Annotated in this window: 27 protein-coding genes and 1 tRNA gene; 16 read left to right on the forward strand and 12 right to left on the reverse strand. The window is 56.9% G+C overall.

The genetic code is table 11. The annotated features are described in order from the left end of the window. The first annotated feature begins 12 nt into the window (after positions 1–12). From NAT21_RS02670 to NAT21_RS02690, 5 genes are all read left to right on the forward strand, one after another. Positions 13–699, forward strand: a complete 687-nt coding sequence (locus NAT21_RS02670) for a type 1 glutamine amidotransferase domain-containing protein (RefSeq protein WP_250935470.1) — start codon at positions 13–15, stop codon at positions 697–699. Positions 700–756: 57 nt separating this feature from the next. Continuing rightward, positions 757–833 (forward strand) — tRNA-Arg (locus tag NAT21_RS02675). Positions 834–1170: 337 nt separating this feature from the next. Further along, positions 1171–1401: a hypothetical protein gene (locus tag NAT21_RS02680; protein WP_250935472.1), complete on the forward strand. Its 231-nt coding sequence runs from the start codon at positions 1171–1173 to the stop codon at positions 1399–1401. A 525-nt stretch (positions 1402–1926) separates the two neighbouring features. Then, complete coding sequence (locus NAT21_RS02685; protein ID WP_250935474.1) at positions 1927–2403, forward strand: SMI1/KNR4 family protein; 477 nt, start codon at positions 1927–1929, stop codon at positions 2401–2403. 263 nt (positions 2404–2666) lie between these two features. Next, positions 2667–2882: an AlpA family phage regulatory protein gene (locus NAT21_RS02690; RefSeq protein ID WP_250935476.1), complete on the forward strand. Its 216-nt coding sequence runs from the start codon at positions 2667–2669 to the stop codon at positions 2880–2882. A 19-nt stretch (positions 2883–2901) separates the two neighbouring features. Here the strand turns inward: NAT21_RS02690 and NAT21_RS02695 are convergent, their stop codons facing one another. Further along, the gene (locus NAT21_RS02695; RefSeq protein WP_250935478.1) at positions 2902–3438 is read right to left on the reverse strand and encodes a DUF3237 family protein; all 537 of its coding nucleotides are present in this window, start codon (positions 3436–3438) and stop codon (positions 2902–2904) included. Positions 3439–3640: 202 nt separating this feature from the next. Here NAT21_RS02695 and NAT21_RS02700 point away from each other — a divergent pair, with 202 nt between their 5' ends. Beyond that, complete coding sequence (locus NAT21_RS02700; protein WP_250935480.1) at positions 3641–4072, forward strand: carboxymuconolactone decarboxylase family protein; 432 nt, start codon at positions 3641–3643, stop codon at positions 4070–4072. Between the two features lie 50 nt (positions 4073–4122). Here the strand turns inward: NAT21_RS02700 and soxR are convergent, their stop codons facing one another. Then, positions 4123–4554: a redox-sensitive transcriptional activator SoxR gene (soxR, locus tag NAT21_RS02705; RefSeq protein ID WP_250935482.1), complete on the reverse strand. Its 432-nt coding sequence runs from the start codon at positions 4552–4554 to the stop codon at positions 4123–4125. An 88-nt stretch (positions 4555–4642) separates the two neighbouring features. Here soxR and NAT21_RS02710 point away from each other — a divergent pair, with 88 nt between their 5' ends. From NAT21_RS02710 to NAT21_RS02720, 3 genes are all read left to right on the forward strand, one after another. Further along, a complete protein-coding gene (locus NAT21_RS02710; RefSeq protein ID WP_250935485.1) occupies positions 4643–5857 on the forward strand; it encodes an MFS transporter in 1215 nt (404 codons plus the stop codon). Positions 5858–6421: 564 nt separating this feature from the next. After that, positions 6422–7042, forward strand: coding sequence for a hypothetical protein (locus NAT21_RS02715; protein ID WP_250935487.1), 621 nt, complete (start codon positions 6422–6424; stop codon positions 7040–7042). 104 nt (positions 7043–7146) lie between these two features. Then, on the forward strand, positions 7147–8217 hold the full coding sequence (locus NAT21_RS02720; RefSeq protein WP_250935489.1) for a hypothetical protein: 1071 nt from the start codon (positions 7147–7149) through the stop codon (positions 8215–8217). 329 nt (positions 8218–8546) lie between these two features. Here NAT21_RS02720 and NAT21_RS02725 read toward each other — a convergent pair whose 3' ends face one another. After that, positions 8547–9707 (reverse strand): GGDEF domain-containing protein, encoded by a 1161-nt coding sequence (locus tag NAT21_RS02725; protein ID WP_250935490.1) that lies wholly within the window; start codon positions 9705–9707, stop codon positions 8547–8549. Between the two features lie 194 nt (positions 9708–9901). Between NAT21_RS02725 and NAT21_RS02730 the strand changes: the two genes are divergently transcribed. The 3 genes from NAT21_RS02730 (at position 9902) to NAT21_RS02740 (ending at position 11486) form a co-directional block, all read left to right on the forward strand. Continuing rightward, positions 9902–10462 carry a GNAT family N-acetyltransferase gene (locus NAT21_RS02730; protein WP_250935491.1) on the forward strand — a complete coding sequence of 187 codons (561 nt, stop codon included), beginning with the start codon at positions 9902–9904 and terminating at the stop codon, positions 10460–10462. A gap of 64 nt (positions 10463–10526) precedes the next feature. Next, the gene (locus NAT21_RS02735) at positions 10527–11057 is read left to right on the forward strand and encodes a GNAT family N-acetyltransferase (protein WP_250935492.1); all 531 of its coding nucleotides are present in this window, start codon (positions 10527–10529) and stop codon (positions 11055–11057) included. Between the two features lie 39 nt (positions 11058–11096). Next, positions 11097–11486, forward strand: a complete 390-nt coding sequence (locus tag NAT21_RS02740) for a hypothetical protein (protein WP_250935493.1) — start codon at positions 11097–11099, stop codon at positions 11484–11486. A 282-nt stretch (positions 11487–11768) separates the two neighbouring features. On the opposite strand, the gene NAT21_RS02745 is transcribed toward NAT21_RS02740, so the two are convergent. After that, positions 11769–12707 (reverse strand): LysR family transcriptional regulator, encoded by a 939-nt coding sequence (locus NAT21_RS02745; protein ID WP_350355149.1) that lies wholly within the window; start codon positions 12705–12707, stop codon positions 11769–11771. 102 nt (positions 12708–12809) lie between these two features. Between NAT21_RS02745 and NAT21_RS15620 the strand changes: the two genes are divergently transcribed. Continuing rightward, positions 12810–13868: an SDR family oxidoreductase gene (locus tag NAT21_RS15620; protein WP_250935494.1), complete on the forward strand. Its 1059-nt coding sequence runs from the start codon at positions 12810–12812 to the stop codon at positions 13866–13868. Between the two features lie 140 nt (positions 13869–14008). Here the strand turns inward: NAT21_RS15620 and NAT21_RS02755 are convergent, their stop codons facing one another. Together NAT21_RS02755 and NAT21_RS02760 are read right to left on the reverse strand one after the other, a co-directional pair. Beyond that, positions 14009–14749, reverse strand: a complete 741-nt coding sequence (locus NAT21_RS02755; protein ID WP_250935495.1) for an AraC family transcriptional regulator — start codon at positions 14747–14749, stop codon at positions 14009–14011. A 9-nt stretch (positions 14750–14758) separates the two neighbouring features. Then, positions 14759–15361, reverse strand: a complete 603-nt coding sequence (locus NAT21_RS02760; RefSeq protein WP_250935496.1) for a LysE family translocator — start codon at positions 15359–15361, stop codon at positions 14759–14761. 271 nt (positions 15362–15632) lie between these two features. Here NAT21_RS02760 and NAT21_RS02765 point away from each other — a divergent pair, with 271 nt between their 5' ends. Then, on the forward strand, positions 15633–15857 hold the full coding sequence (locus tag NAT21_RS02765) for a DUF2835 family protein (protein ID WP_250935498.1): 225 nt from the start codon (positions 15633–15635) through the stop codon (positions 15855–15857). 6 nt (positions 15858–15863) lie between these two features. On the opposite strand, the gene NAT21_RS02770 is transcribed toward NAT21_RS02765, so the two are convergent. The 5 genes from NAT21_RS02770 to NAT21_RS02790 all read right to left on the reverse strand — a co-directional run bounded on the left by NAT21_RS02770 (position 15864) and on the right by NAT21_RS02790 (position 22150). Further along, the gene (locus tag NAT21_RS02770; RefSeq protein WP_250935500.1) at positions 15864–16946 is read right to left on the reverse strand and encodes a GGDEF domain-containing protein; all 1083 of its coding nucleotides are present in this window, start codon (positions 16944–16946) and stop codon (positions 15864–15866) included. 237 nt (positions 16947–17183) lie between these two features. Continuing rightward, positions 17184–18101, reverse strand: a complete 918-nt coding sequence (gene rarD, locus NAT21_RS02775) for an EamA family transporter RarD (protein WP_250935502.1) — start codon at positions 18099–18101, stop codon at positions 17184–17186. A gap of 117 nt (positions 18102–18218) precedes the next feature. After that, positions 18219–19064: a hypothetical protein gene (locus NAT21_RS02780; protein ID WP_250935505.1), complete on the reverse strand. Its 846-nt coding sequence runs from the start codon at positions 19062–19064 to the stop codon at positions 18219–18221. Then, positions 19061–20617: a hypothetical protein gene (locus NAT21_RS02785; protein WP_250935508.1), complete on the reverse strand. Its 1557-nt coding sequence runs from the start codon at positions 20615–20617 to the stop codon at positions 19061–19063. The genes NAT21_RS02780 and NAT21_RS02785 overlap by 4 nt, the downstream gene beginning before the upstream one ends. 30 nt (positions 20618–20647) lie before the next feature. Further along, positions 20648–22150, reverse strand: coding sequence for an OmpA family protein (locus NAT21_RS02790; protein WP_250935510.1), 1503 nt, complete (start codon positions 22148–22150; stop codon positions 20648–20650). A gap of 266 nt (positions 22151–22416) precedes the next feature. Here NAT21_RS02790 and NAT21_RS02795 point away from each other — a divergent pair, with 266 nt between their 5' ends. Beyond that, a complete protein-coding gene (locus NAT21_RS02795; RefSeq protein WP_250935512.1) occupies positions 22417–22563 on the forward strand; it encodes a hypothetical protein in 147 nt (48 codons plus the stop codon). Between the two features lie 81 nt (positions 22564–22644). Here the strand turns inward: NAT21_RS02795 and NAT21_RS02800 are convergent, their stop codons facing one another. Then, positions 22645–23124, reverse strand: a complete 480-nt coding sequence (locus NAT21_RS02800; RefSeq protein ID WP_250935514.1) for a DUF2501 domain-containing protein — start codon at positions 23122–23124, stop codon at positions 22645–22647. Between the two features lie 132 nt (positions 23125–23256). Between NAT21_RS02800 and NAT21_RS02805 the strand changes: the two genes are divergently transcribed. Further along, on the forward strand, positions 23257–24093 hold the full coding sequence (locus NAT21_RS02805) for an inositol monophosphatase family protein (protein WP_250935517.1): 837 nt from the start codon (positions 23257–23259) through the stop codon (positions 24091–24093). Positions 24094–24252 lie beyond the last annotated feature (159 nt).

Genomic DNA, 24252 nt, shown 5'->3' on the forward strand with positions numbered 1-24252 from the left:
GGAGTACTTTTCATGAGTGCACCACGTATTTTGATGGTTCTGACTTCACACGATCAGATGGGCGATACCGGCCACAAGACCGGCTTCTGGGCCGAGGAATTTGCCGCTCCGTACTATGCGTTTCTGGATGCAGGCTGTGCCATCACGCTGGCTACGCCGAAAGGCGGTGTGGCGCCGATCGACCCGAACAGCGAAAGCGAGGATGCACAGACCACGGCTACCCGCCGCTTCTATGCCGATCAGGAAACCCAGCAGCTGATCAAGGTGACCGAACCGCTCAGCGGCGTATCGGCCAATGAATTCGACGCCGTCTTCTATCCCGGCGGCCATGGCCCGCTGTGGGATCTGACCGACAACAGCGAATCCATAGCCCTGCTGCAGGATTTTCTGGCTCAGAACAAGCCGATTTCCGCGGTATGCCACGCCCCGGCGGCATTCCTGAACATCAAGGACGCACAGGGCGAGTTCGTGCTGAAAGGTAAAAAGGCCACCGGCTTTACCAACGGCGAGGAAGCCGCGGTAGGCCTGACCGACGTGGTGCCGTTTCTGCTCGAGGACGAGCTTAAACAGCGCGGCGCCGAGTACAACAAGGTGGACGACTTCAGCCCCTACGCCGTGCAGGATGGTCTGGTGATTACCGGCCAGAACCCGGCAAGTTCTGAAGCCGTGGCGGAAAAGCTGCTCGCGGCCATCAAGTAATATTCAACGCCCCGGCACTTTGTGTCGGGGCGTTATCCCCGGTACACTGTGCGCCTCGCCCGAGTGGCTCAACTGGATAGAGCAACGGCCTTCGAAGCCGTGGGTTGCAGGTTCGAATCCTGCCTCGGGCGCCACTGACCCTTCCAAACCAATCCAAAACGTTCCAGTAAGACGATGAAAATGAAGAGAATTTCATTGGATTATGTCCTGAGCGTTCCGAGCAATTCCTACCGAATCTGGCATACTCCCGGTATACTTTCTGGCCTATTGTCCTGTTAGAAAAAGTTCGGTATACCACTCATGCCCCTAACTGCCCGCCAGATAGAGAAAACCAGGCCAGGTGATAAGGTGCCCCTTCCTCAACAGGCTATCGCAGCTCTTCATCGCATCAAGCGAATCTCTGGCCATTACCCTCATCTGTTTCCAGGTCGCAACAACGCATCAAAAATCATCTCGTATATGACTTTTGGCATGGCTTTGAAGCGTATGGGATTCGAGGGCCGCCATGTACCGCATGGTACATGTCACGCCGTGGCCACCGGTTTGAAGGAAATGGGCTGCCCCGGTGGGTGGATCGAGATGCAGCTCTCGCACAAGCTACCGGGCATTCAGGGCGTTTATACCCATCCCGAGCATATGGCTCTCGAACAACGCCCCGCCATGATGCAGGCCTGGGCAGACAGGCTTTTTTCAACCGGTTAGGCATCCTGAAAATGCATGGGCCAGGTGAAAAATGCTGCGATTGTGGCGCCCTGATGTTGATTACATACATAGGCAGGCTCGGAAAGAACCACGACCTGGTCTTGTTACGATGCGGCGGGCATGGATGTAGCTCACGTCTCAAGGCCGAACTGGTTATAAAGCCCGTGCGTGCTTATCAGAGTGAACAGACATCCCGCTCCAGGTTATCGAGAAACACTTACGATCAGTGGCCTTTCTGGCGCAAGAATCTATCCAATATTTACGGGCATAGGCCAGACAGAAACCCACCAGGGTTAGGTTTTACCTGCCTTGGGTGTGGCAGCAATCTACGGATTCGCTCCAGTCGGCGTATCTCCAGAAACCGCAAAACGGTTTATCTTGATTGCGTGCCTCCTGACTGCGATAAGCGGTTCAGTACTGATGTCCGGATGGCGGATTTGCCTGCACTCTCATACCAACTGACGTTTTGTGGTTATACAAGCCGATGAGAGCCGGCTATCCAAGGCGCTTTTTATAGGACACTACATGGCCTTGATCGATGTTTTTAAAGGGATCGACTTAGCTGTTGAACATGGTTTCGAGATTGATCTCGAAGGAAAAAAGCCAGCCAGCCTCATTGAAGCTGCGGAGCAGGCCTTAGGCATCGTCTTTCCGCCAAGCTACAGAGATTTTTTACTGTCATTTGGCTGTGGAGATATTGCAGGGCACGAGTTTTATGGCGTTATTGGACCTGATTTTTCCAATTCTGGTATCCCTGACGCCATATGGTTAACACTTCGTGAGCGAGTAGATTCCAACTTGCCTTCTCGCCTGGTTGTTGTGAGCGCTGGAGGTGATGGCTCATATTACTCACTCGATTGTGGACGCGTTTCAGATGACAAGGAATGCCCTGTCATTATCTGGTGGCCGAGTGCCTCAGAAGAAGAAAACCTCGATAAGAACGAGGTGTTATTCAAGGATTTTGGCGTTTTCTTCCTAGACCGGATCAGGTCTTCCCTTTAACAAAAATGGTGAATGTTCAACCGGTACCGTTCCAACTACGTTGAAAGCTTCAGTCGATTTGGCGTTCTTAATCAGCCTTGAGCCGATGCTTTCGATAGATCGCAGCGGCTTTTTTGTACCCTGATGACAATGAATGTTGTATTTCATTGTAAAACCCCGGTTTTACAACGGCAGCCGCTCGAAGTCCCCACCATCCCTTGGCAAGCTGATCCTGTCCCCGGCGGCACCTGCGCCGCTCGAACCAACAACGACAGGAAACGCCCATGACGGCATCAACACACTCCAACACCGGCGCTTACCAGCACGTCGAGCGGATCCAGCTTGGCAACCGTCTGCTGCGCCGCCGAGAGGTGGAGCTCAAGACAGGCAAAAGCCGCTCATCGATATATAAGGGTGTGAGTGATGGCACCTTCCCAGCCCCAGTCCCGATTGGCGATAACAGCGTCGCCTGTCCGTTCTTCCATGGCGAGCGGGGTTAACGGTGTTCCTAAACCCGTCTTACAGCACTTCCCACACGCGAATAATTACAGCCGGATCTTCCTTGAAGTTGGGGCCACGCTCGACCGTGCCCAAAAAGACCGACTTGTTCATCCATTCGTACGGGCTTCCGATCGGGGCCTCGAAGCTCAACACGCTTCGCACGTAGTCGTTTTCCGGGTTTTCCTTCGTCGGGCGGCGATCAATGAGGGCCTTGTTGGTCACCACGATAATGTGGCCGTCGTCGGTCTTGAGCGCGTAACGCGCGGTCAGATCAAGCACGCCATCCGGGCGGCCGAGCTGCCAATCGCCCCCGCCGGGCAGCACGCTGCCCTTGATCTTCGGGCCTTTTACGTCACCGCCGGTGATCCAGACGATGCCGCGTTCGCCGTACTTGCTCTGGCCGACCGTTGCGCGGTTCGGGTCAATGGTCACACGAGACTCGTACACGAACCGGGTTTCCAGCCGGTTGTCCCGGTTCGGATTTTTCTCGGCACTGAGCGCATTAAAGCTCGTCATGGCAAGCACCAGGGTTAGAAGAAGCGTCAATGTTTTCATTCGGAAGTGCCTCTGTTGTGTTGTTGTTGAGGTAATGCCGTCGCAGGGCCAAAGGCCCCGCCACCTCTGAACCTACCGCAGTTACCCGGCGCACCAGTATCCAGTATTGGCAAACCCGTACTTGCGTCCGCCCCGGTACCTGCGCTTAAGCTTTACTGCGTTCTTCGTATTCAATCGCATTCTTCACTGAAGGAGCCTTGCCATGTCTACCCCGCGCCTGCCGTACGCCTCGCTCTCCCCGGACGCCTACAAGGGGCTGAGTGCCACCAAGCAAGCCCTCGATGACAGCAGCCTCGGCAAGGAACTGATCGAGCTTGTGTACCTGCGCGTCTCGCAGATCAACGGCTGCGCCTTCTGCCTCGAGATGCACGCCGACGCGCTGCGGGCGAAAAACGTGCCTGACGCCAAGCTCGATAGCCTCGCCGGCTGGCGGGTCAGTACCCGGTTCAGTGAGCGCGAACGCGCCGCGCTTGGCTGGGCCGAGGCGCTGGTGAACATCACCGGCTCCCACGCCGCCGACAAGGACTTCGAGCCGCTGAAGACCCACTTCTCTGATGCCGAGATCAGTGACCTCACTTTCGCCGTCTCTCTGATGAGCGCCTACAACCGCCTCGCCATCGGCATGCGCCAGTAGGGCGGGCACCTGCACCGGGCGGCACGGCCGCCCGGTGCGCTTCCCTGAGTTCAACGCTCGGCCTCGATGTCGCCGGGGTTTCTCAACGGGCACTGGGTCAGTGACAGGCACCCACAGCCGATGCAGTCGTCCATCTGATCCCTCAGCATCAAAAGCCCGTCGATGCGCTCATCGAGCACGCTGCGCCACTGGCGCGACAGCGCCTGCCACTCCGGGTTGGTCGGGGCGCGGTGCTCCGGCAGCACAGAAAGCGCCGCGCGGATCTCGTCCAGCGGCACCCCGACCCGCTGGGCCACCTTGATCAGGGCGACGCGCCGCAGCACATCGCGGGAAAACCGCCGCTGGTTGCCCGGACTGCGCCAGCTTCGTATCAGCCCCTCGGTATCGTAGTAATGCACGGTCGAGACCCGAATGCCGCTGCGGCGAGCAACCTCGCCCACGCTCAGCGCGTGCTTGTTCGGATCGATACGACGGTCTGACATGATCGCTTGACCTCAAGTGAACTCGAGGTTTCACAGTAGGGCGCGCCAACGCATCGAGCAATCACTGCATTTATCCGGGAGTTTAACCGTGAGCCTGTCTTCATCATCGTCGCGCCGTCTGTTCGGCACCTGTCTTCTCGTCATTTTGATTGGCCTCAACCTTCGCCCCTCGATGGCCGCCCTTGGGCCGCTGGTCGAGGCAATTCGCGCTGATGTCGCCATTACCTTCACCCAAATCGCCCTGTTGACCACGCTGCCGGTATTGGCGATGGGTCTTGGCTGTTTCGTGAACGCAGTCCTTGTGCGCCGGCTGGGCATGAGCGGGGTGATCGCGCTGGCGCTGGCCGCCATTGCGCTGGCCGATGCCCTGCACTGGCTCGGGCTTGGCAAGGCCGGCCTGATGATCAGCGCCCTTGGCGCAGGCATCGGGATTGCCTTCATTCAGGCCACGCTGCCCGGCATCATCAAGCATGCGGCGGGCGTGAAAACGCCGCTGGTGATGGGGCTTTATATTGCCGCCATCATGGGCGGTGCGGCGCTGGCATCATTTCTGACCCCCGCGCTCAGCCACTGGATCGGCTGGGAGGGAAGTCTTGCGCTCTGGAGTGTACCGGCGGTTGTGGCGCTTGCCGTGTGGCTTGGCCGCCGGGCGCTCATGCCCGCGCCGCCGGAGCGCTCGAGCGCCCGGCTTAGCCTTCGACAGGTAGCCCGCGTGCCGCGGTTCTGGGCGCTGGCCACCTTCTTCGGCCTAGGTACCGCAGGCTATACCTGCGTGCTGGCGTGGGTGCCGCCGACTTTCACAAGCCTTGGCTGGCCGCCGACGCAAGCCGGGCTGGCGCTCAGTTGGCTGACGGTGCTTGAGGTTATCGCCGGGCTGCTCTTTCCAGCGCTGGCCCAGCGGATGGGGGATCGGCGGCCTGTGCTGTTCACCGTGCTTGGTCTTGCGGTGGCCGGCTTTCTGCTGCTCGGTCTGATGCCCCAGGCCACCGGCTGGCTCGCAACGGCGCTGATCGGCCTTGGCATCGGTGGGCTGTTCCCGATGAGTCTCATCATCACGATGGATCACCTCGATGACCCGGCCGCCGCCGGCCAGCTCACCGCCTGGGTGCAGGGCATCGGCTACGTGATCGCCTCACTCTCGCCGCTCGTTGCGGGTGTTATGAAAGACGCTCTCGGCGGCTTCCAGCCCGCCTGGCTGGTGCTCGGCGGCGTGTTCCTCGGGCTGATGGGGCTGGCGCTGCGCTTTGATAACGACCGCGTGGCGCGTCGCGCCCACTCCCTCGGCGCCGCGGTTGCTGCGTAAAGAAGCAGCCTTATGACTGGTTGCCCCACTAATCCAACCGCCGCGCACTTGCACGGCGTTTTTTGAATAGACCGCCTGCGGCAATGCACCGCCGCCAAAGAGCAGTTAATCACCCTTTGTGTAATTGAGTGTAAATTTTTAAAGGGGTAGCTTAAGGATGAAACACCGCTCGCCGATGGCATTGGGTGCGTATGTGTGATGGGGCTCGAGTGTGCAGGGAATCACAAGCGAATCTGCGCCCCCAAACCGCCACGCAGCCCAGTAGTGGGGCGGTCTAGTGCTATCTGTAAGAGTGCAATAAAACCGACCCATTTAGCGCGCAGGCGGGGCGGGGAGTCGATAGAGCGTCTTGGGTGAAAACTAAGTGTATAGAACTGTGCAACTTTCAATTTATAAATTTGGCAGTATTTGACCCAAAGCAGAATTTTAGATAAAGGGGCAAGATCTTTCATCAATGCTATTTGACATCCTTGGTCGAAACTAAATCAAGCTGTTATAGGCTGCGATGCTGAAATATTAAATGCACGTGCTACCTAATACCAGTTAGCACTTTAAGAGGAAATTATGTGGCTAATAAAAAAAATCCAAGAGCAATTCGGCCAAGTGCTAATTGATGCAATGGCAGAATTTGCAAAGAAAGATATAAAAACTACTTCTGAGCTTGAGAGTGATGAGTTTTCACATGTTCAAGACCAAGATATTAAAAAATCTTTGTCAGAAACACTTTATGGAGCGAGGTGGCTTTATAAGCTTGGCTTAGCATTGTTGGCAAGGCAGGAAGAGCAATATGCCCACGTTAGGGCCCAAATAATTGACTACGCTTCGATTTGCGAAGCTTTGCTAGCCGATATTATTGTCCAAGCCTATAAAAGCAATCGGATCAATGGTCAGCAGTACCAATTTTTTGATACTCGACAAAGTCGGCTAATGAGCTGGAATAATGCGAACCCTTTGATTTCAGTAAATAAAACGACATTTGAATGGAGAATCAAGGTTGCAGAAGAGTCTGGGATAATTGATGCACAGCTCACACAAAATCTAAATAGTATGCGGAGTAAGCGTAATACAGTTCATCTGACTTTTAAAATTATGTCCGGTGTCACTTATTGGTCCGGATTTGCCAAAAGAAGTCATACGACCATGTATGAGCTGATCGAACAGACAAAAAAGTGGTTGGAGAACTGAGTTTATCTATAATTTTTGTTGGTTAATATATGAGGCTGAGTGTTACTGCGCTCTGCTTCATTAATTTGCTGAAATTGTTGTTTTTGCCGGCTTTGAGAAACTAAATGACAACGGAAAATATTGATAGATTAAATGCAGAGTGGATTTCATTAAATGCATTTAGAGGGTTAGCTAAAATCGCCTCCGGAGGCGATATGGTAAAATCTACTTATGATAATGCCTTGCAGCTTGGAGGGGAGATTTATCCCGAATTGCTTGGAGATGAAGTTAGTCTGCTAAAAAGAGAAAGAGAAAGTGATACGACAAAAGAGTACAGGCAAAAGGCTGAGCTATGCTCTATTAGAGATAAAAAGCACATCTCCCCTTTTAATTTAGTATCTTTGGATATCGTTGTGTATGAGGGTCTTTTGTCGATAGCTACAGCCCAAAGAAACGAACAAAAAGTCGATCAGTTAAAGAGGAAGCTTGCTCAATTTTACAAGTCTAAGAAAGAGCTTGACCCGGAGGATCATAGTGAGAATCAATTGATCTTTAGAGACGCATATAATGTTTCAAGGGTTATTCCCACTATTGCTAATGATCGCGGGTGTAGAGATTTTGAACTACCAAACGGTAGAGTTTTAAGGCTGAGAGTACTTCATCCTGATAAGGTAGAACATATCACCGGGGCTGATTTGATTTATGAGCGACATCACCCTAAAAATGAAATGGCCTCTGTTGTAGCTGTGCAATATAAGATTTGGAAAAATCGGAAGTTATATCTATCTGATGAACGCATGCTTGGTCAAATTGATAAGATGAAAACTTTCCTGTGCAATAAGGAAATATGTAAGTCGGCGAAGAATGATCATGGGTATAGGTTTCCTTGCTGTTCAGCATTTATTAGGCCGACAGACAAACTGCAAAAGGCCGATCAGAAGTTTCTCTCTACTGGAGAGCATCTTCCAATATGCAAAATTAACGAATGTGCAACGCTTAGCGATCGCGGTGCAAAAAAACTTGAGTACGATAAAATTAAAGAAATATCGCTTTCGAGTGAAGTTTTTGAATTTTTATTCAATAATGGAAAGATTGGCTCTCGTGATATGACTTATACAGAGTTAACCAAGCTTTACAGCGATTACTTAGAGGATGCATCGAGAGAGCGAGTCATCGTCTATGCTCAGGAAGTTTAAAAAATAAAAGTATGCATTGCACTGCACTTAATGCAATTCCACAGCCAAGCGTTATACCTGCTCTAGCCGTAGACGGACTCTAGCCTCATAAATATTTTCCATCATATAATAGGAGGACAGAGCAGGTGCAGTTGGGGCATTTCATGAGTAAATGGTATACTTTTGAGTATATTTTTTTGATTTCAAATATTTTTACCCTTTTAATTCAACGGTATAAAACTATTTTATAGTCCTGGTTCGGCTTAATATTAAATACCATAGCTCTTCAACTTAGTTATAATATTTATGTATTGCCACTTCTTGCCAGCCCCCTGCCGCCCCCTTCCTCATCACTCGCTCTTCCGATAAGCCAAGCCTTGATACGGTAGATAAACCACCTGATTCCGCCCGTTGGCCTTGGCCTGATACAGCGCTTCGTCCGCTCGCTTGAGCAGCTGTTTGGGGGTGTCGGTGTTGGGGTGTATGTCGGTGTGCTCGATGCTCGAGATCCCGATGCTCACGGTCACCACGGCGTGTTCACCAAGGCCCTTGTTGGGAATGCGCAGGCGCTCGACGGCGCTGCGTAGCCGTTCGCCCAGAAGGCGCGCCCCCTGTGCGTTTGTGCCCGGCAGCACCAGTGCAAATTCTTCCCCGCCGTAGCGCACGGCGAGGTCCGGCGGTTGGGAGAGCATGCCTTCAAGCACGCGTGCAATCTGCTGGAGGCAGCGGTCGCCGCCGTCGTGGCCGTGGTAGTCATTGAAGCGCTTGAAGTGGTCTACATCGCACATGATGGCGGTCAGCACCCCGGAATACCGTGAAAGCCGGGACCACTCCCGCTCAAGGGCCTTGTCCAGCGCGCGGCGGTTGGCCAGCCCGGTCAGGGCGTCGGTATGGCTCAGGGCTTCCAGGTACTGGTTGTTCAGGGTCAGCTCTTCCTCGCCCCGGCTCACTTCCCGGTGAAGCAGGTAGAGAATCGTGCCGGAAAGCAGCAGAACGCCGGTCACACTGCCGCCGTACATTATTTCCCGCCAGGGTGGGGGAACCGGGGTCAAGGCCTCCTCGCCGGGGTAGAGAAACTGCAACAGCAGATACAGCAGGCCGATGGACGCCATGATGGCGGTATAGGCCCATTTGCGAAGGTTCTGGTAAAGAAAGATGACAACGGAGGCAAAACTGAAATAAAACAGGCTGACGCCGGTATTCGTGCCCACAAAGGACGTAACGACAAACAACTGGGTCACGCTGTTCAGCAGCAGCAGGTTACTGGCGGTGGTATGCCAGCGCAGGTGATTGAGCAGCAGCACCGATAGATAAAACACGATGAATACACTATTGGATAGAAACACGCCGCGGTACATGGCGTAACCATGGAAGTAATAGAAAAGCTGGTACGGAAGGGTGGCCGTTGCGCAGAAAAGCCCCAGCTGGTTGCACAGTTCTATCTGGCGGCGCAGCTTTCCCGGGTTGCCTGCCACTCCCGGAGACCAGCATTTTCTGATCACCTTTATCATCGGTTTACCCTGTATAACGCACGAAAGGGGCTCGTGCCTTCCATGCTCATGACTGGCGGCTGGCCGTGGCGTCTACGCGCGGAAACCTGTCGGGCCGGCGCTGGTACCATCGTGCGTTCACTACCTGTTCATTATCGACTGGGTAGCGCGTTACATGAGGCAACGCAGGGAATCAGACAGGCACGGAGGAGATGATGCCGATATGCGAGACACCACGGCTGGTGATACGGCCTCTGGTGCTGGAGGATGTGCCGGCGTTGACGAACATCCTGAGTGACCCTGACGTGATGACGTTCTCGGTCAGGGGCGTGTGCGATGAAGCCGCCACCCGACACTTCGTCGAGGAGTGCCTGGCCGGTTATATCGCCCACGGCTTCGGCCCCTGGGCGCTGGAGGACAGGCGCGATGGGGCACTGGTGGGGTTTTGTGGCATCGGGCCCGAGCACGTGGCCGGCGTGGAGGAAATCAGCCTGGGGTATCGGCTTGCCCGGCGCTACTGGGGGCAGGGCCTGGCGTCCGAGGCGGCCGCTGCGGTACTTGATCATGCCTTCGGCCGTAAGCAGTGTGCTTCGGTCGTGGCTATCATTGCACCTGATCACGTGGCCTCGCAGAAGGTGGTCGGGAAGGTCGGGTTCGGCAGTTTCGAGCTTCAGCCGTTTCATGACCGTACCGTGCGGGTCTATCGGCTGACGCAGCGGCAGTGGCAGTCCTCTGAACGAGGCGTCAGCCCCTCGCAGGGAAAGGGCGGGCAATGAACCGGGCTGCCCTGTTTCGTTTATTGGCCGGGTACACCGGCATGTTCACACACAGGCTGTGATGATGACCGTGAAAATATTTCATCCCGGGCCGGCGCATGCCTCCGCGTTTCTGGCGGCAGTGCGCCGCAGTGAGGCCCTGCTGGCGGGCTGGGTCAGCCCGCCGAGCACGCGGGAGCAGTACGTCGAGTACCTGCGCCGCTATGGCTCGGATGCGCACTGCAGTTACCTGGCCCGGGCCGGGGATGGCTCTCTGGTGGGCTGCATCAATGTGAACCACATGGTGCACGGGGCGCTTCAGTCGGCGTACCTTGGTTACTACGCCTTTTCCCCGAACCAGGGCCGGGGGTTGATGAAGGCGGCGCTGGGGGCGGTGATATCGCGCGCCTTTGAGACGCACCGGCTTCATCGGCTGGAAGCCAACATTCAGCCGGCCAATGCGCGCTCGGTGGGGCTGGTCACCGCGCTGGGGTTTCGGCTGGAAGGCTATTCACCGCGCTACCTCTATATTGACGGGCAGTGGCGGGATCACGAGCGCTACGCGATCACCGCCGAGGAATGGAGTGCGCCGGGGGCCAGTACTCCAGCCGTGTAGCCCGCCCATGCAGGTGGTACGTGCGGGGCCTTATCCGTCATGCCCATTGGTGCCATCGCGGCCATCCTGCCCCGGGGCACCATTCTGACCTGGCGTGCCGTCGGCTCCTGCCCATCCGGCACCGCCGTTTCCACCACGGCCACCGGCACCGCCATGTCCGCCGTCGCCGCCATCTCCTCCATGGCCACCGGCACCGCCATTGCCCCCGTCACCGCCATCCCCGCCACGGCCACCGGCACCGCCATTGCCCCCATCTCCACCACGGCCACCGGCACCGCCATGTCCGCCGTCACTGCCATCGTGACCCTGTGCCCCGTGGCTGTCCCCGTGAGGGAGGGCCGTACCGGTCTCGGTGCCCGCCCCCTGGGCCTGAGCGTGATTCATGACGGTCATGTTGATGAGTGGCGCCGAGGCCACCAGGAGTGTTGAAAAAAGAAGCGATGTGAATTTCATGAAGCCTCCGCTGCGTGCCGGTCATCAGAACATGCCCTGGGAAATGGCTGCCCGTGGGCGCTTTGGTTGCGCCCTTTCAGTCTTGCAGGAATGCGCTTCGGTATTGTCTGAAATGGATAAGCTTCTGTTCGGTTTGGTGTGTTCCGGACAGGGATTGTTAACGCGAGGGCCAGGCGCCAGGCATGCATGGCCCTGGTGGTGTCTGTTTCGCTGGAGGGCGGGCCAGGGCCGTGTGATGAGGCCGGTGTGAAGCAGGGCTCAGGTGGCGGGGGCGTGCCATTGATCCCAGGGCGGCGTGTCGCCGATGGTGTCCTGAAGGTAGTTCAAAAAGGCCTGTACCTTGGGGGTGCGCAGCCGTCCGTCGGTGGTCAGTACATGAATCATGCGGCGCTCCGGCACCACTTCGCAGCGCCACGTGCGCAGCAGGGGCACCAGTTGCCCGGTGGCCAGGGCCTGGCCGATCAGCCAGGTGGGAAAGGCCACGATGCCCTGGCCGAGCAGGGCGGCCTGCAGCAGGCTGTCGGCGTCATTGCTGTAAAGGCTGCCGGTCAGCTCATGAGCCTGGGGGATGTGTGTCTGCGGGGATTCAAAGTACCAGCGCTGCCGGCCCATCTGCCCCTGATAGAGCAGGCAGTCATGGTGTTGCAGCGCGTCAGGGGTATCCGGTGTGCCGTGCTCGGCCAGGTAGGCAGGGGCAGCGGCGACCACATAGTGCATGGGGGCCAGTGGCCGGGCGATCAGTGAGGAGTCGGCCAGCCGCCCGACCCGAAAGGTGATGTCGCTGCCTTCGCGCACCGGGTCGGTCATGGTGTCGGTCAGCAGCAGTTCGGTGCCTATGGCGGGGTAGCGGGCGTGAAATCCGCGCACCAGCCCCACGACCTGATGGCGCCCGAAGGCCACCGGGCTATTGATGTGCAGTGTGCCGGAAGGTTCGAGCGTCGGGCTTTTCAGCGCCTCGGTGGCCTGGTCGAGCTGTTCGAGGGTGCCGCGAATCTGCTCGTAGTACTGCCGGCCGGCCTCGGTCAGCGTCACTGCCCGGGTATGCCGGTACAGCAGCCGAACGCCAAGACTTTGCTCCAGAGCGCTGATCTGGCGCGATACGGAGGAGACGGCCCGGTGAAAATGGCGCGCTGCCGCTGTAAAGCTGCCGGTGGCCGCGACCCGCTCGAAGGTACGTAATGCGTTGAGATCCATCATGTTGCGCCTGGTGCAATAATCATTTGCAGCATGTGCGATTTCGACAACAGGATGCAAGGGCCATACTCCCCCTCATCAATGAATGAGCACGGGAGCTTGAACATGCAGACAGGAGTCGCACTGGTCGTAGGTGCCACCGGCATTACCGGCGGTAATCTGGCCACGTATCTGGTCGCCAGTGGCTGGACGGTATACGGGCTGTCGCGCACGCCGTCACAGCAGGCGGGGGTGATTCCGGTATCGGCGAATCTGCTTGATGCCGATGCCACGGCCAGGGCCCTCAAGGGGCTGCCGGTCAGCCATGTGTTCTATTGCACCTGGACGCGGCGCGATACCGAGCAGGAAAACGTCGAGGCCAATGGCGCGATGATGAATAACCTGTTCTCCGCGCTGGACCCGGAAAGGCTCGTGCATGCGGCGCTGGTCACCGGCACCAAGCAGTATCTGGGGTCCTTTGAAAGCTACGGCAGCGGCCGGGTTGAAACGCCGTTTCGTGAATCGGCTCCGCGGGTCTCGGGGGAGAACTTCTACTACACCCTGGAAGACATCATGATCGAAGCCGCTGGCAGATACGGCTTTGCCTGGAACGTGCACCGCCCGCATACCGTGATCGGCCATGCCCGCGGCAATGCGATGAACATGGGCACCACCCTGGCGGTGTACGCCTCGATCTGCAAGGCCACCGGCAAGCCGTTTGTCTTCCCCGGTTCGCAGCTGCAGTGGAACGCGCTGACCGACATGACCGATGCGCTGCTGCTGGCTCGTCAGATGGAGTGGGCCGCGCTGACACCGGGCGCGCACAATCAGGCATTCAATACGGTCAATGGGGATACCTTCCGCTGGCGTCGCATGTGGCAGGAACTCGGTGAGTTCTTCGGCCTCGAGGTGGCAGATTGCCCCGAAACGCCGCAGCCGCTGGAAGAGCAGATGGCCGGTCTTGAGCCCGAATGGGAAAGGATTGCCGAGCAGCACGGTCTGGCCGAATCGGACGTGACGAAGCTCGCCTCCTGGTGGCACACCGATGCTGACCTTGGCCGCGAGCAGGAGTGCGTGAACGATATCGTCAAATGCCGTGACTTCGGCTTTGATGCGTTTCGTGAGACGCGGGCGGCCTTTTTCGACCTCTTCACCCGGCTGCGGGCGGAGAAGGTGATTCCGTAATCGCCCACGGTTTTGCACTGAACGGCCCGCCCATTGTCATGAGGGGCGGGCCTTTTCGTGGATGGTGCCCTGCTGACGTGGCGTGATCAGCTTCTGCCATCGGGCGGGGGTGATGCCGAAGGCGCGTTTGAAGGCGCGGCTCATGTGGCTTGATCGGCAAAGCCTGCACGAAAGGCGGCTTCGGACAGCGACGCCTGCTCGGCGATGAACTGCCGGGTATGGTCCAGCCGTCGCAGGGTGAGGTAGCGGTAGGGGCTGGTGCCAAACAGGGCGCGAAAATCCTTTGATAATGACCAGCGCTCCCGGTCGGCCAGGGTTTCCAGCAGTTCAAGGCTGACGTTGTCCTGCCAGTGGGCATCCAGATACTGGCGAACCCGCTCGGCAGCGGTGTGGTTGATCGACTGGCGCGTCCTGGGCGCTTTTGTATCACCGGTGGCGTCCAGCGCCATGGCCAGATCGAACAGGCCATCCGTTTCTTCCAGCGCACAGGTGGCGTGCGTCATGTCACTCAACAGGGCCTGCACGGCGCGAACCAGCCGCGGATCGCGGGATAACCCACCTTCCAGGTAAGGCAGGGAGCGCCCGCCCAGAATGGATTGAATCAGCGCCGGGCGCACATACAGCATGCGGTACTGGAATCCTTGCTCATCGCCGGCATGGCCGTCGTGAAGCTCATCCGGATGTACCACAATCACCGTGCCCGGCACGCTGCTCAGGTGGGTCGAGCGGTAGTGAAAGCTTTGAATTCCCTGCAGGGTGATGCCGATGGCGTAGGTGTCGTGCCGATGCATGCTGTAGGCATGGCCCTGAAAGCGGGCTTCGATTCGTTCGATATGCGCCAGCGGCGATTGAACGCACCAGTCAGATCGTGTTGTGGTCATGGCTCGGGCCTATAGCACAGGAAGAATGACGTAATCGCACAGCATCAACAGGGCCACGACGACCAGTAGCCCGGCCATGACGCTATTGCAGCGCCGAATGTACCTGGTCTCGGTGATGCGAGCGCCGATTCCCTTGCCTGCCGCAAGGTAAAGGGCGGGGGCACCCCCACCGCCCAGTGAGATGGCCAGTGACCAGAGTACCAGCGAGGTATCGGTAATGCCTCGTCCCGGAAACATGACCGTGGTGATCGGGACAACCAGCAGGGTGTTCTTGGGGTTCAACAGTTGCATGAGGAGCCCGTCTCGGAACCCGAGCGCTCGTGGGGCCGGATGCTCTTTCACGGTATCGGGCGGTGTGGCCCTGAATACCGTCCATGCCAGGTAAAGAATATATGCACTTCCGGCCAGGGCAATCCAGGGCATCAGCCCCTGAACGATGAGCTGCTGCCCGGCGTAGCCGATGACGGCAAACCAGCAGAATATGGCCAGCGCCACCCCTGCGAAAAATCCCCATACCTCCTTGAAGCGTGAGGTCAGCCCTGCATTCAGACCCAGCAGGTTAACCGGCCCGGGGGTGTACATCACCGTCAATGCGTACAGTACGATCTCCATGCCCGACCTCATCCGGTAGTTGTCATCAGCAGGCAGGGTAAGGCGGCAAGAGGGAAGGCGTCTTGAACGATCCTGCCGCGCGTTGGGGGCGGCCGGGTGCGTAAGCGCACCCCATGATGTGTGGAAACGACGCGTATTGTGTTGAACACCGTCCTTTTTCACGTATCAGGAAATAATCGAGGCCGGGTACACTGGCCTGCGGGCATGTGCCGGACATGGCCTGGCAGCAGCCTGCTCAAGTCGTCGATTATTTTTCAGAAAGGGGAGCGCAATGCCCAGCATCGATATCTCGCTGTCCCTGTCAGTGGAGCAATGCCGGGAGTATTACGCCGGTGAAGCGCAGGTGGTGCATGCCCGCAGCATGGATGGGCGACGGGTACAGTTTCCCGCGCGGGCGCTGCATCGGGTGGTGGGGCCGCAGGGGGTACATGGCATCTACCGGCTGACCTTCAATCCGTCAGGCCGGTTTGAATCCCTGATACGGGTAGCGGGATAAGCCGGATTACGTGGCGGCGCCGCCTCGGGATGCGCCGCGAGCCACCGGGGAAGGGTACGTGGAGGTGAGGGCGGGGCCACTGGCATCCACAACCCGGTTACGGCCGGCCTGCTTGGCGTCGTACATGCGCATGTCCGCCGTACGCAGAATGTCATCCAGGGCACGTCCGTCATCGGGCCACATGGCAATGCCAATGCTCAGGGTGGATTCCAGCGGGCCCTTGCCTGTCATGATGCAGGGCGATGCCTGGTGCGCACGTATGGCTTCGGCGATCTGTCGGGCATTCAGGGCATGCGTATCAAACAGCAGCAGGCAGAATTCTTCGCCGCCGATACGAAAGGCCCGGTCATTATCAAACAGGTGTTCCTGGATGCGCGAGGCGGTGGTGACCAGTACCTGGTCTCCCACGTCGTGGCCATGGCGGTCATTGATGCGCTTGAAATGATCGATATCCATGACCAGCAGGGCAAACCCGGAGCCCGAGGCATCATGAATATCGCATGCGCGGTCAAAGGCCTGTGCCAGATGACGACGATTGTAGAGGCCTGTCAACGGGTCGTGCCAGGCGTCATGCTGAAGCTGATCGATGGTTCTGACACGGCGGGTTTCGTACAGATGGCTCAGTGCCCAGCTCACAGCCGCGGAGCCCGTCAGGTTGGCAAGGCTGCCGTAGTGGTAATCACTGTTGTCGATCCACAGGAAAAGGCCCAGCCCGGCAGTGACGGACAGCGCCGTGACCAGGGCGCCGGTGCGCTTGCCCAGCAGGAGATAGGACGTGAGCGGAAACAGGATGATCCAGACACCGCCCCCGGTCTGAAAGCGGGTAAGGTAAAAGGCGTCCAGTGTCACGGTCACGAATAACAGGACATAGCCCAGCGCCCACCGATGCAGGTGAGCGGTTTGCCTGAGACAGGCCAGAAAGGCCAGACAGTAACCCAGCATCACCAGATTGATGATGACCATCTGCCATAGCTGCCTGTCTGCATGAAAAAATATGGCAACGACATCGATCAGAATGGTGATCACCAGCAATCCCTGAATGACGTGTCTTTGATGAATTCCATCGTTCAACCCACGTACCTTGTCCATCCAGCCTGCCTTCCCGAAAGGGTAATACCGCGTGTCCTCAACGTGCTGCGGTGTGTGTAAATAATGCACGTTAAATAGTGACTTCAGGACACCTTAAATTACACTTCTTTACGAGAGGTTGTAAGTCTGCATTGTGCCGAGCCGCACTTTTGGCGCGTGTTATTGCATAAAAAGGAATGACAGAGCGAACTCGATAACCCAGGGCTATCGAGTCCGTGAGTGTGATAGAGGCATCACCTATTGGGCGGGGGCCTTTCGTCCTGAAGGACGGCTGGCATAGAGCATATCAAGGGTATAAAGCATCAGCCCGGCCCAGATGAAGGCAAAGGTGATGGCATTGTCGTGAGTAAAGGCTTCACCGAAAATCAGTACGCCGGTAAGCAGTTGAAGGGTCGGCGTGATGTACTGAATCAACCCCAGAGTGCTGAGTTTCAGCCGATGCGCGGCCATGGTAAACAGAACCAGCGGGATGATGGTTACCAGGCCGCAGCCGATCAGCAGGGTGTCGGTCAGGCGGTCCTGCAGCAGAAAGGCGGCATCTCCCTGCTGGTACAGGTAGCCCAGCCACATAAGGGCAAAGGGCAGAAGCAGCATGGTTTCGATATAAAGCCCGGTGATACTGCCCACGTCGAGTTTCTTGCGCAGCATGCCATAAAGGCCAAAGCTGGCTGCAAGCATCAGCGAAATCCACGGCACCTTCCCGAAGCCGATGATCATGATCATGACCCCCACGGCTGCCAGCAAAATGGCAACGATCTGCATCGGCCTCAGGCGTTCCTTGAAAAACACCAGCCCGAGTATCACGTTCAGCAGTGGGTTGATGTAATACCCAAGGCTGGTTTGCACGATATGTTGATGGGTGACGCCCCAGATGAAGGTGCCCCAGTTGCAGCTGATCAGCAGGGCAGTGACCGCCAGTGTCAGGACCAGTTGCCGTTGACCGAGGGCCTCGCGCACCGGCCCCATCCGTCCGGTCACGACAATGAACAGGGTCAGCAGGGCGGCGGCCCAGATCATGCGCTGCAGCAGGATTTCCCACGCGGAGACGCCACTGCCGATCAGGTGAAAATAAAGCGGCAGGGCGCCCCACAGTAAAAAGCAGCTGAAGCCGGCGGTCAGCCCGGCCAGTGGTCTGGAGGGGGAGGAATGAGGCATTGGTGCATCCGAAATGTCGGTCAGGCCCTGGCGCCCATGTGCACATCGTCAGGGGTGGAGTGCTGACAGCGTAGCCTAAATGACGGGCCGGGAGGCATTACCGGCCGGCTGGCTCACTCAGGGAAGGTCAATCAGCAGCATGGGCGTGCCCCATCCTGCAAGAGACGCATTGTTGTGGGTGAAATAGTCGTGCCAGAAGTCTTCGAGCGCGTCCATGGTGGTTTGGCTTCGGTATGCTTTTGCATTGTCGGCTACCAGACCTGCACCCATCACGTACACTTTGGCTCCGCCCCAGTCGCTTTCAATACCGGATGCCTTCAGCTTCTCAAGCTCTTCTTCCGGTGTGATTCTCTTGACCTGGCCTCGATGATAGAAACTTGTGATGTCAGAGTTCTCGAGCATGTCGGAAAAAAGAAGTACTACCTTTTCATTGGCATCACTGCGTGCGACCAGACGGCCAAGTATCGATAGGTTGCCGATCAGTTCGGTTTTGGGAATGTCGGTGGCCCCGTCCCCAAAGTTATCCGTGATAGCTGCTGCGAGTCGTTTTTTGACAAAACCGGCCTGGCGATAAAGGCAAGTATCAAACTTGCTCAGCGAGCGTTTGGAAATGGCGTAACGCTGGGATTCAGTCACTGCTGGATCGATCCGCCCTTCAAACGGCTGAGTGGTGTAATGATTGTCGATATAGGCGCCAAACTTGAGCACGTGAAGCTCGTCACCAGGGCCGATAAACCTGATTGCCTTGCGTGCAAATGCCTGTTTTAAAGGCTTATCGGCGTGCACGGTTTCGTCGATAATGACAAAAAGGGAACGTTCCGATGGAGAGATCGGTGGGGCATCTGCACCGAGGGTGCCATAACAACTCGGGATGTCATTTCGCGCCTGCGCCTCAACGGCAATGAGGCTTGTGGTCAATATCAGCATTGATAACGCAGTGCCCAGTCGCCAGCCTGAGGTCATGATGTTTCTCCGTCATCCAGGCCCATTTCACGTCGCAGTCGAGCTTCGTAGGCATCGTCGTCTTCCTGCTGGCGGGACACCTTCAGGGCTTTGGCCTCGGCATCCTTACGAGCCCGTTCAGCTTCAAGGCGACGGCGAATCTTCTCCCGACGCTCATTATCACCGTCATCCTTTGTAGGGGCAGCAACTTCCGATGCTTCATGCTGAGGGGCATCCGGTGTTGCTGAGCCGGTGTCGGTCTGTAGCCTGGCGCGCCGTTGTTGGCCATGGTGATAGCGCTCGCGAGCAGTCAGGGCTTCCTCTTCCTTTTCTTCAGCGTAGGCCTGAAAAGTGCGTTTGCTGGCCTCCAGAAGGAGTTGGGTGCTTTCACCATCGATATTATGTTTCTGGGCCTTTTTCAGCATTTTCTGTTGCAGGCTTGATAGGTGCTTCTGCGCGATGTGTCCGACCTTGTTGCGCTGGCGCTCATGATAGGCAGTAAATTCTTCCTTGCTTCGAAAGCGGCCAATGTAGCTGCGGGCATTGGCTGATTCCTTGCCGGCAAAGCCGGTAAAGAAGCCGAGCATGATGCCCATGATCTGCAGAAAGACAAAAATACAGGCCAGCACAATGAAGGTGCCCCATCCGCCTTTACGCTGGTGATCTACCATGCTCTGCTGGGCCTGCTGATCGGCGGCCTGCTGAATATCTGAAAGCTCATCGGGCAGCGCGGTATTGCTGTAGGGATCTTCATAGCCACCCGTATTTGAGGAGGCTGACATCTGTTGGCTGGAAAGCATTTCGTCCAGTGCCTGGCCGCGCACATAGGTTGCTCCAATTGCGATGGCAACGATGAAAACGGCGGTAATGATGGTAATAACCCAACTGGAAGATACCGTACCGTTGGTATCCAATCGGTTGATCAATTGCTGATGGTTGGGTGCACTGTCGTCGGCATCGTTATTATCCAGGCTGATTTTAAGGTCTGGAATCAATGCCTGGGTACGGTTGGCTGACCAGGCATTGGCTTTGCTGATCAATCGATTACGGTGGAGTTCGTGGCCGGTCTTGTGCGTGAGATAAACCAGCAGTGTAGAGATAAGAAAGGCAATACCGATGGCGCCCTGTTGCTGAAGGGCTTCACTGGCCCCTGGGATGGTCCATCCGGCCAGTACGTAGGAAAATCCCATGGCCTCGACAAAAACCATGGCAATGATCAACAGCCAGCCCACCATGGGTAAATTGCGGCGGCCGGTTTCCTGTACCTTGTTTAAATACCGCTGACACTTGATGAAAAATCCAGGACTGGCCTTTTCGCGGTCCTCCAGATGCTGAATAAAATGGCTGCAAAGATCGGTTTCACTACTGAACCACTTTTTCTCACTGTCGTAAGAGCGGCTGTTTCTGGCCAGTGACGCGACCTTGCCAACCAACGGGACAGCGCACCAGATACGCAGCCAGAAAAAGCTGACCTGATCCCAGTAATGCCGGATCAACAGCGTTGTGACGATCAGCACGGCCAGCGCGCCAAGAATAATACGGTAGCTGTTGATCATTGAAAGCAGCTCGTTCATTTCATGCCCTTGTTTGAGTTCGGATTAAAATTAATGGCGCTTTGGACGAGCCGGCTGGTAACGGGTGGTCATAAGTCCCTGAGAGCCCTGATAAAAAAGCTGTCCGTCGCGAGCGCGATTCCCACCCTCCCGGTCAAATACCAGGTCAAGGCACTGCACGGGAGCATCGGCCTGATCGACGAACGCGCGATACAGAATGCGATTATCCCCTTCGTATACGTTGACGTGAGTAGCCAGTTTGAAGTCGGCCTTGCGGGCGCCGGCTTTTTTATAAATATAAACAGAAGGAGTTGAGGCCGGGGTGTAGTCCCGAAGTATGGCCACTGGGCCGACACCGACCATGCTGTTTTCAAGTTGCGCTACAAACACGCTTTGATTGAGGCCTCGCAGGTAGTCTGTCGCGGCGTGCTTAATGGACTTTCCGCTGGAAAGTGCACGTATCTCGCCACTTGGGCGGTAATTGTCCATATAGCAGGCATGTTGAAGACGTGAAAGTGTGTCGGCGTTGGCAGAACCGATGGGTGACAGTCGCTTTAATAGCGATGAAGCCCCAGCCAGCCTGAAATTATCATAAAGCGACAGGTCTGCCGTGCCGACCGGTTGTCCGCCCAGGGCCAGCAGGGAGGAAGATGTTTCACGTGATGAAGCGGGGCGTGCAGTAACGGTCGATTCGGGGGCAGTGCTGGACGGTCTGCTGTGTGCCGTGTCCTCTGTGGTGCGTGGCTTGTCAGGTGTTGATGAGGGTATGCTGGCAACGGTACTGGCTTTGCGTGCACGTGTTTCTGCTTCGCTGTTGTGCAGGGTGGAATAGCTCAGGTTTGATAATTGCCTCTGGCGATGCTCTGAGTACTGAGTCAGTGACTGCTCAGAGGTGATCTCGACAATTTCAACGCGCCGGTTCTTGGCACGGCCTGCATCTGTATCGTTATTTGCTATCGGTTGAGACAGCCCTGCACCCTGATAATAAAGCTGGCTTTTGCCAATGCCAGCAGTGCTGAACAATGCTGCTACCGTACGTGCTCTGGCTTCGGACAAACGTTGATTAAGGGCGCCCGAACCGCTTGAGTCAGTATGGCCGATGATCAGGATTTTCTGAGGGGTATCCTTGTATGCGCGGGCGATATCCAACATCGCTTGCCGGGCACGGGGTGTCAGCCGGGATGAGCCCGAAGGAAACATCTGATTGTCGTTGATGGTGGCGCTCAGTCCTTTTTCATCGCCCGAGGCTGGTGACGCATTCACTTCCTGATAGACCACCGTCATGTTGTTGCGGCGTGCTGCGTCCTCCACAGCCTGCCGTCTGTCATCGACCCAGCTGCCGATGGCCCAGCCTGCTGAAGCACCAACGGTCATGCAGGCGGCTTTCTCAAGATCGCTTTTATGCTGGCAGGCCAGGTATCCGAGTCCAGCGCCCAATGTTGCCCCTGTAGCGCGGCCGGCATACTCGGAAACGGAGTCCCAGCTATCCTGCATGGAAGCACACCCGCTCAGCAGCAGAGGACCCATGGAGATCGCTACCAGAGGCTTTTTCATGGCTGTTCCCTAAGATATTTATTATGTAGTGAATCAAGATGATGCGAGACTTTAAGTGAAACGATTATCTGCTTCAACTCACGCTGCCTGCCAATCAGTAGCGAAAGAACCGCAATCCACGGCGAGGGGCGCGTGACTGCCTCTGGGGCGGCCAATTGTCACTTCGAAGAGGTGACGTCGGCGGGTATAGTCGGTAGGCTAAAGGAAGATGAAGCTATTTCTTGTTCCCGGTCGGGAATGCTTATCGGATCAGTAAGGAGAGCGCAATGAACGGCGACGCTGTAGCCAATTATGATGCCTATCGCTGGGTATTACAGGGCGGGCTGGTATTTGCTTATGTGCTTTTTTTCTCGGCGATTTTCGGCACGCTTTATTTCATTCGTAAAAACAAGAAGCGCGCGTCCAAAGAGTGAGGCACGCGCTCCCGCACTGTTTGATAATGAAAAAGCCCGCCTGAGCGGGCTTTTTCATGCGCGTTGTTCATGTCATCGGGCTTACATGCCCAGCAGACGAGACGCGGCCTGATCTGTCACCATGCCACAGGCCTTTTTCCCCAGCTTGCCCTTGATGCTCGACAGGCTGAAGGCCTGGCCGTTTTCGCCTTTCAACAATCCCGCAAGCCCCTGCTGGTAGCTTTCACTGGTGTCGGTGTTTTCCGTGGACTGAAGGCCGAACCTGTTCATCAGCTTGTCCTTGACGGTATCGGTGGCACTTTTGGAATAGCCCTGGGATTGGCAATACCCCAGCACACCGGCCACATTCTGTGGGCTGGCAAAGTTGAAGTTGCCGCTGCCAAGGTTGCTCAGCAGGCTGGCCGCACCGCCCTGACCGCTGGATGTTTCCGCGCCGGCAGACTGGCCGGAAAGCATGCTGGAGGCCTTGTTACCCATTTCTGTCAGGCTGTTGGCCTGGGCTGCAGGCAGGATAGCCACGGTAAGGGCGGCGGTAAGCGCGATGCGTGAAAGCGTGGACATGACATTCTCCCGGGAGGCAGCGCGGTAACGGCGACACTGCGTAAATGAGGGTGCCGGCACGCGGCCGACGGGGCACTATTGTGAAGATACATACCGGGTTTGACCAATCAAGCCCGTCACAGGGAGTACACGATGAAGATAACCAGCGACCAGCTTCACCAGGTAGGCGCCATTCTGCGCCAGGCGGCCGTCGAGGAAATCATGCCGCGATTTCGACATTTAAGCCGGCAGCAGGTTCAGGAAAAAAGCTCGATCTTTGATCTGGTCACCGAAGGAGATGAGGCTGCCGAGCGATTGATCACCCGGGAGCTGCTGGCGGCCTTTCCGGAAGGTATCGTGATTGGCGAGGAAGAGGCAACGCGCGACCCGTCCCTGCTTGAGCGTATAGCCGATGCGCCGCTGGCGTTCATTGTCGACCCGATCGACGGCACGCGAAACTTTGCCACCAACCTGCCGGTGTTTGGGGTCATGGCGGCCATTACCTCCGAGGGGCAGGTGATTGGCAGTGTCATCATGGACCCGGTATGCGGTGATATCGCCTATGCACTCGAGGGTGAAGGCGCCTGGCTTGAAGACGAGGAGGGTACCTCCGTGCCCCTGTCGGTGGGTGAGGGCGGCGAGGTGAATACGCTGGTCGGCATGATTTCGACCGGCTCGCTGACCGAGCCCGAGCGCAGCGAAGTGAACGGCCGGTTGTCGGCGCTGGGGATGATTCAACTGCTGCGCTGCGCGGCACACGATTATCGTCAGGCTGCTCAGGGGTTCAGTCAGGTTCTTTTCTACAACAAGTTGATGCCCTGGGACCATGCCGCCGGGTGGCTGCTGCACAAGGAGGCTGGAGGTTACAGCGCGCATCTGGACGGTACCCCGTATCGGCCAACGCAACTGAGTGGCGGGCTGTTGTGCGCGCCGGATGAAGCGACCTGGCATGCAGTGCGTGATGCACTGTTTGATCGTCATCGCACCTGATACGTCCGACTGACAGGTCGCCGGATTTTTCCGAGAAATATGCCGGCGCCTGCTGGCGCATTATATGAATCGTTACTGATTGATTTGTCGGCAGAACCCTGGAAGGTGATGGAATAAAGGGGTGAACATGCGGCACGAGACGACTGGCCGGGCGCCTGA

The sequence above is a fragment of the Larsenimonas rhizosphaerae genome (assembly GCF_023700005.1).
GTDB lineage: Bacteria > Pseudomonadota > Gammaproteobacteria > Pseudomonadales > Halomonadaceae > Larsenimonas > Larsenimonas rhizosphaerae.

What these genes read in the sequence shown, in the direction of transcription:
- NAT21_RS02755 (WP_250935495.1), bottom strand. Translation starts at nt 14,749, where the DNA reads ATGACCACAACACGATCTGACTGGTGCGTTCAATCGCCGCTGGCGCAT.
- NAT21_RS02680 (WP_250935472.1), top strand. Translation starts at nt 1,171, where the DNA reads ATGGCTTTGAAGCGTATGGGATTCGAGGGCCGCCATGTACCGCATGGT.
- NAT21_RS02785 (WP_250935508.1), bottom strand. Translation starts at nt 20,617, where the DNA reads ATGAACGAGCTGCTTTCAATGATCAACAGCTACCGTATTATTCTTGGC.
- NAT21_RS02735 (WP_250935492.1), top strand. Translation starts at nt 10,527, where the DNA reads ATGACCGTGAAAATATTTCATCCCGGGCCGGCGCATGCCTCCGCGTTT.
- NAT21_RS02805 (WP_250935517.1), top strand. Translation starts at nt 23,257, where the DNA reads ATGAAGATAACCAGCGACCAGCTTCACCAGGTAGGCGCCATTCTGCGC.
- NAT21_RS02740 (WP_250935493.1), top strand. Translation starts at nt 11,097, where the DNA reads ATGCCCATTGGTGCCATCGCGGCCATCCTGCCCCGGGGCACCATTCTG.
- NAT21_RS02730 (WP_250935491.1), top strand. Translation starts at nt 9,902, where the DNA reads ATGCCGATATGCGAGACACCACGGCTGGTGATACGGCCTCTGGTGCTG.
- NAT21_RS02745 (WP_350355149.1), bottom strand. Translation starts at nt 12,707, where the DNA reads ATGATGGATCTCAACGCATTACGTACCTTCGAGCGGGTCGCGGCCACC.
- NAT21_RS15620 (WP_250935494.1), top strand. Translation starts at nt 12,810, where the DNA reads ATGCAGACAGGAGTCGCACTGGTCGTAGGTGCCACCGGCATTACCGGC.
- NAT21_RS02700 (WP_250935480.1), top strand. Translation starts at nt 3,641, where the DNA reads ATGTCTACCCCGCGCCTGCCGTACGCCTCGCTCTCCCCGGACGCCTAC.
- NAT21_RS02695 (WP_250935478.1), bottom strand. Translation starts at nt 3,438, where the DNA reads ATGAAAACATTGACGCTTCTTCTAACCCTGGTGCTTGCCATGACGAGC.
- NAT21_RS02670 (WP_250935470.1), top strand. Translation starts at nt 13, where the DNA reads ATGAGTGCACCACGTATTTTGATGGTTCTGACTTCACACGATCAGATG.
- soxR (WP_250935482.1), bottom strand. Translation starts at nt 4,554, where the DNA reads ATGTCAGACCGTCGTATCGATCCGAACAAGCACGCGCTGAGCGTGGGC.
- NAT21_RS02800 (WP_250935514.1), bottom strand. Translation starts at nt 23,124, where the DNA reads ATGTCCACGCTTTCACGCATCGCGCTTACCGCCGCCCTTACCGTGGCT.
- NAT21_RS02725 (WP_250935490.1), bottom strand. Translation starts at nt 9,707, where the DNA reads ATGATAAAGGTGATCAGAAAATGCTGGTCTCCGGGAGTGGCAGGCAAC.
- NAT21_RS02760 (WP_250935496.1), bottom strand. Translation starts at nt 15,361, where the DNA reads ATGGAGATCGTACTGTACGCATTGACGGTGATGTACACCCCCGGGCCG.
- NAT21_RS02690 (WP_250935476.1), top strand. Translation starts at nt 2,667, where the DNA reads ATGACGGCATCAACACACTCCAACACCGGCGCTTACCAGCACGTCGAG.
- NAT21_RS02795 (WP_250935512.1), top strand. Translation starts at nt 22,417, where the DNA reads ATGAACGGCGACGCTGTAGCCAATTATGATGCCTATCGCTGGGTATTA.
- NAT21_RS02720 (WP_250935489.1), top strand. Translation starts at nt 7,147, where the DNA reads ATGACAACGGAAAATATTGATAGATTAAATGCAGAGTGGATTTCATTA.
- NAT21_RS02685 (WP_250935474.1), top strand. Translation starts at nt 1,927, where the DNA reads ATGGCCTTGATCGATGTTTTTAAAGGGATCGACTTAGCTGTTGAACAT.
- NAT21_RS02770 (WP_250935500.1), bottom strand. Translation starts at nt 16,946, where the DNA reads ATGGACAAGGTACGTGGGTTGAACGATGGAATTCATCAAAGACACGTC.
- NAT21_RS02780 (WP_250935505.1), bottom strand. Translation starts at nt 19,064, where the DNA reads ATGACCTCAGGCTGGCGACTGGGCACTGCGTTATCAATGCTGATATTG.
- NAT21_RS02765 (WP_250935498.1), top strand. Translation starts at nt 15,633, where the DNA reads ATGCCCAGCATCGATATCTCGCTGTCCCTGTCAGTGGAGCAATGCCGG.
- rarD (WP_250935502.1), bottom strand. Translation starts at nt 18,101, where the DNA reads ATGCCTCATTCCTCCCCCTCCAGACCACTGGCCGGGCTGACCGCCGGC.
- NAT21_RS02790 (WP_250935510.1), bottom strand. Translation starts at nt 22,150, where the DNA reads ATGAAAAAGCCTCTGGTAGCGATCTCCATGGGTCCTCTGCTGCTGAGC.
- NAT21_RS02715 (WP_250935487.1), top strand. Translation starts at nt 6,422, where the DNA reads ATGTGGCTAATAAAAAAAATCCAAGAGCAATTCGGCCAAGTGCTAATT.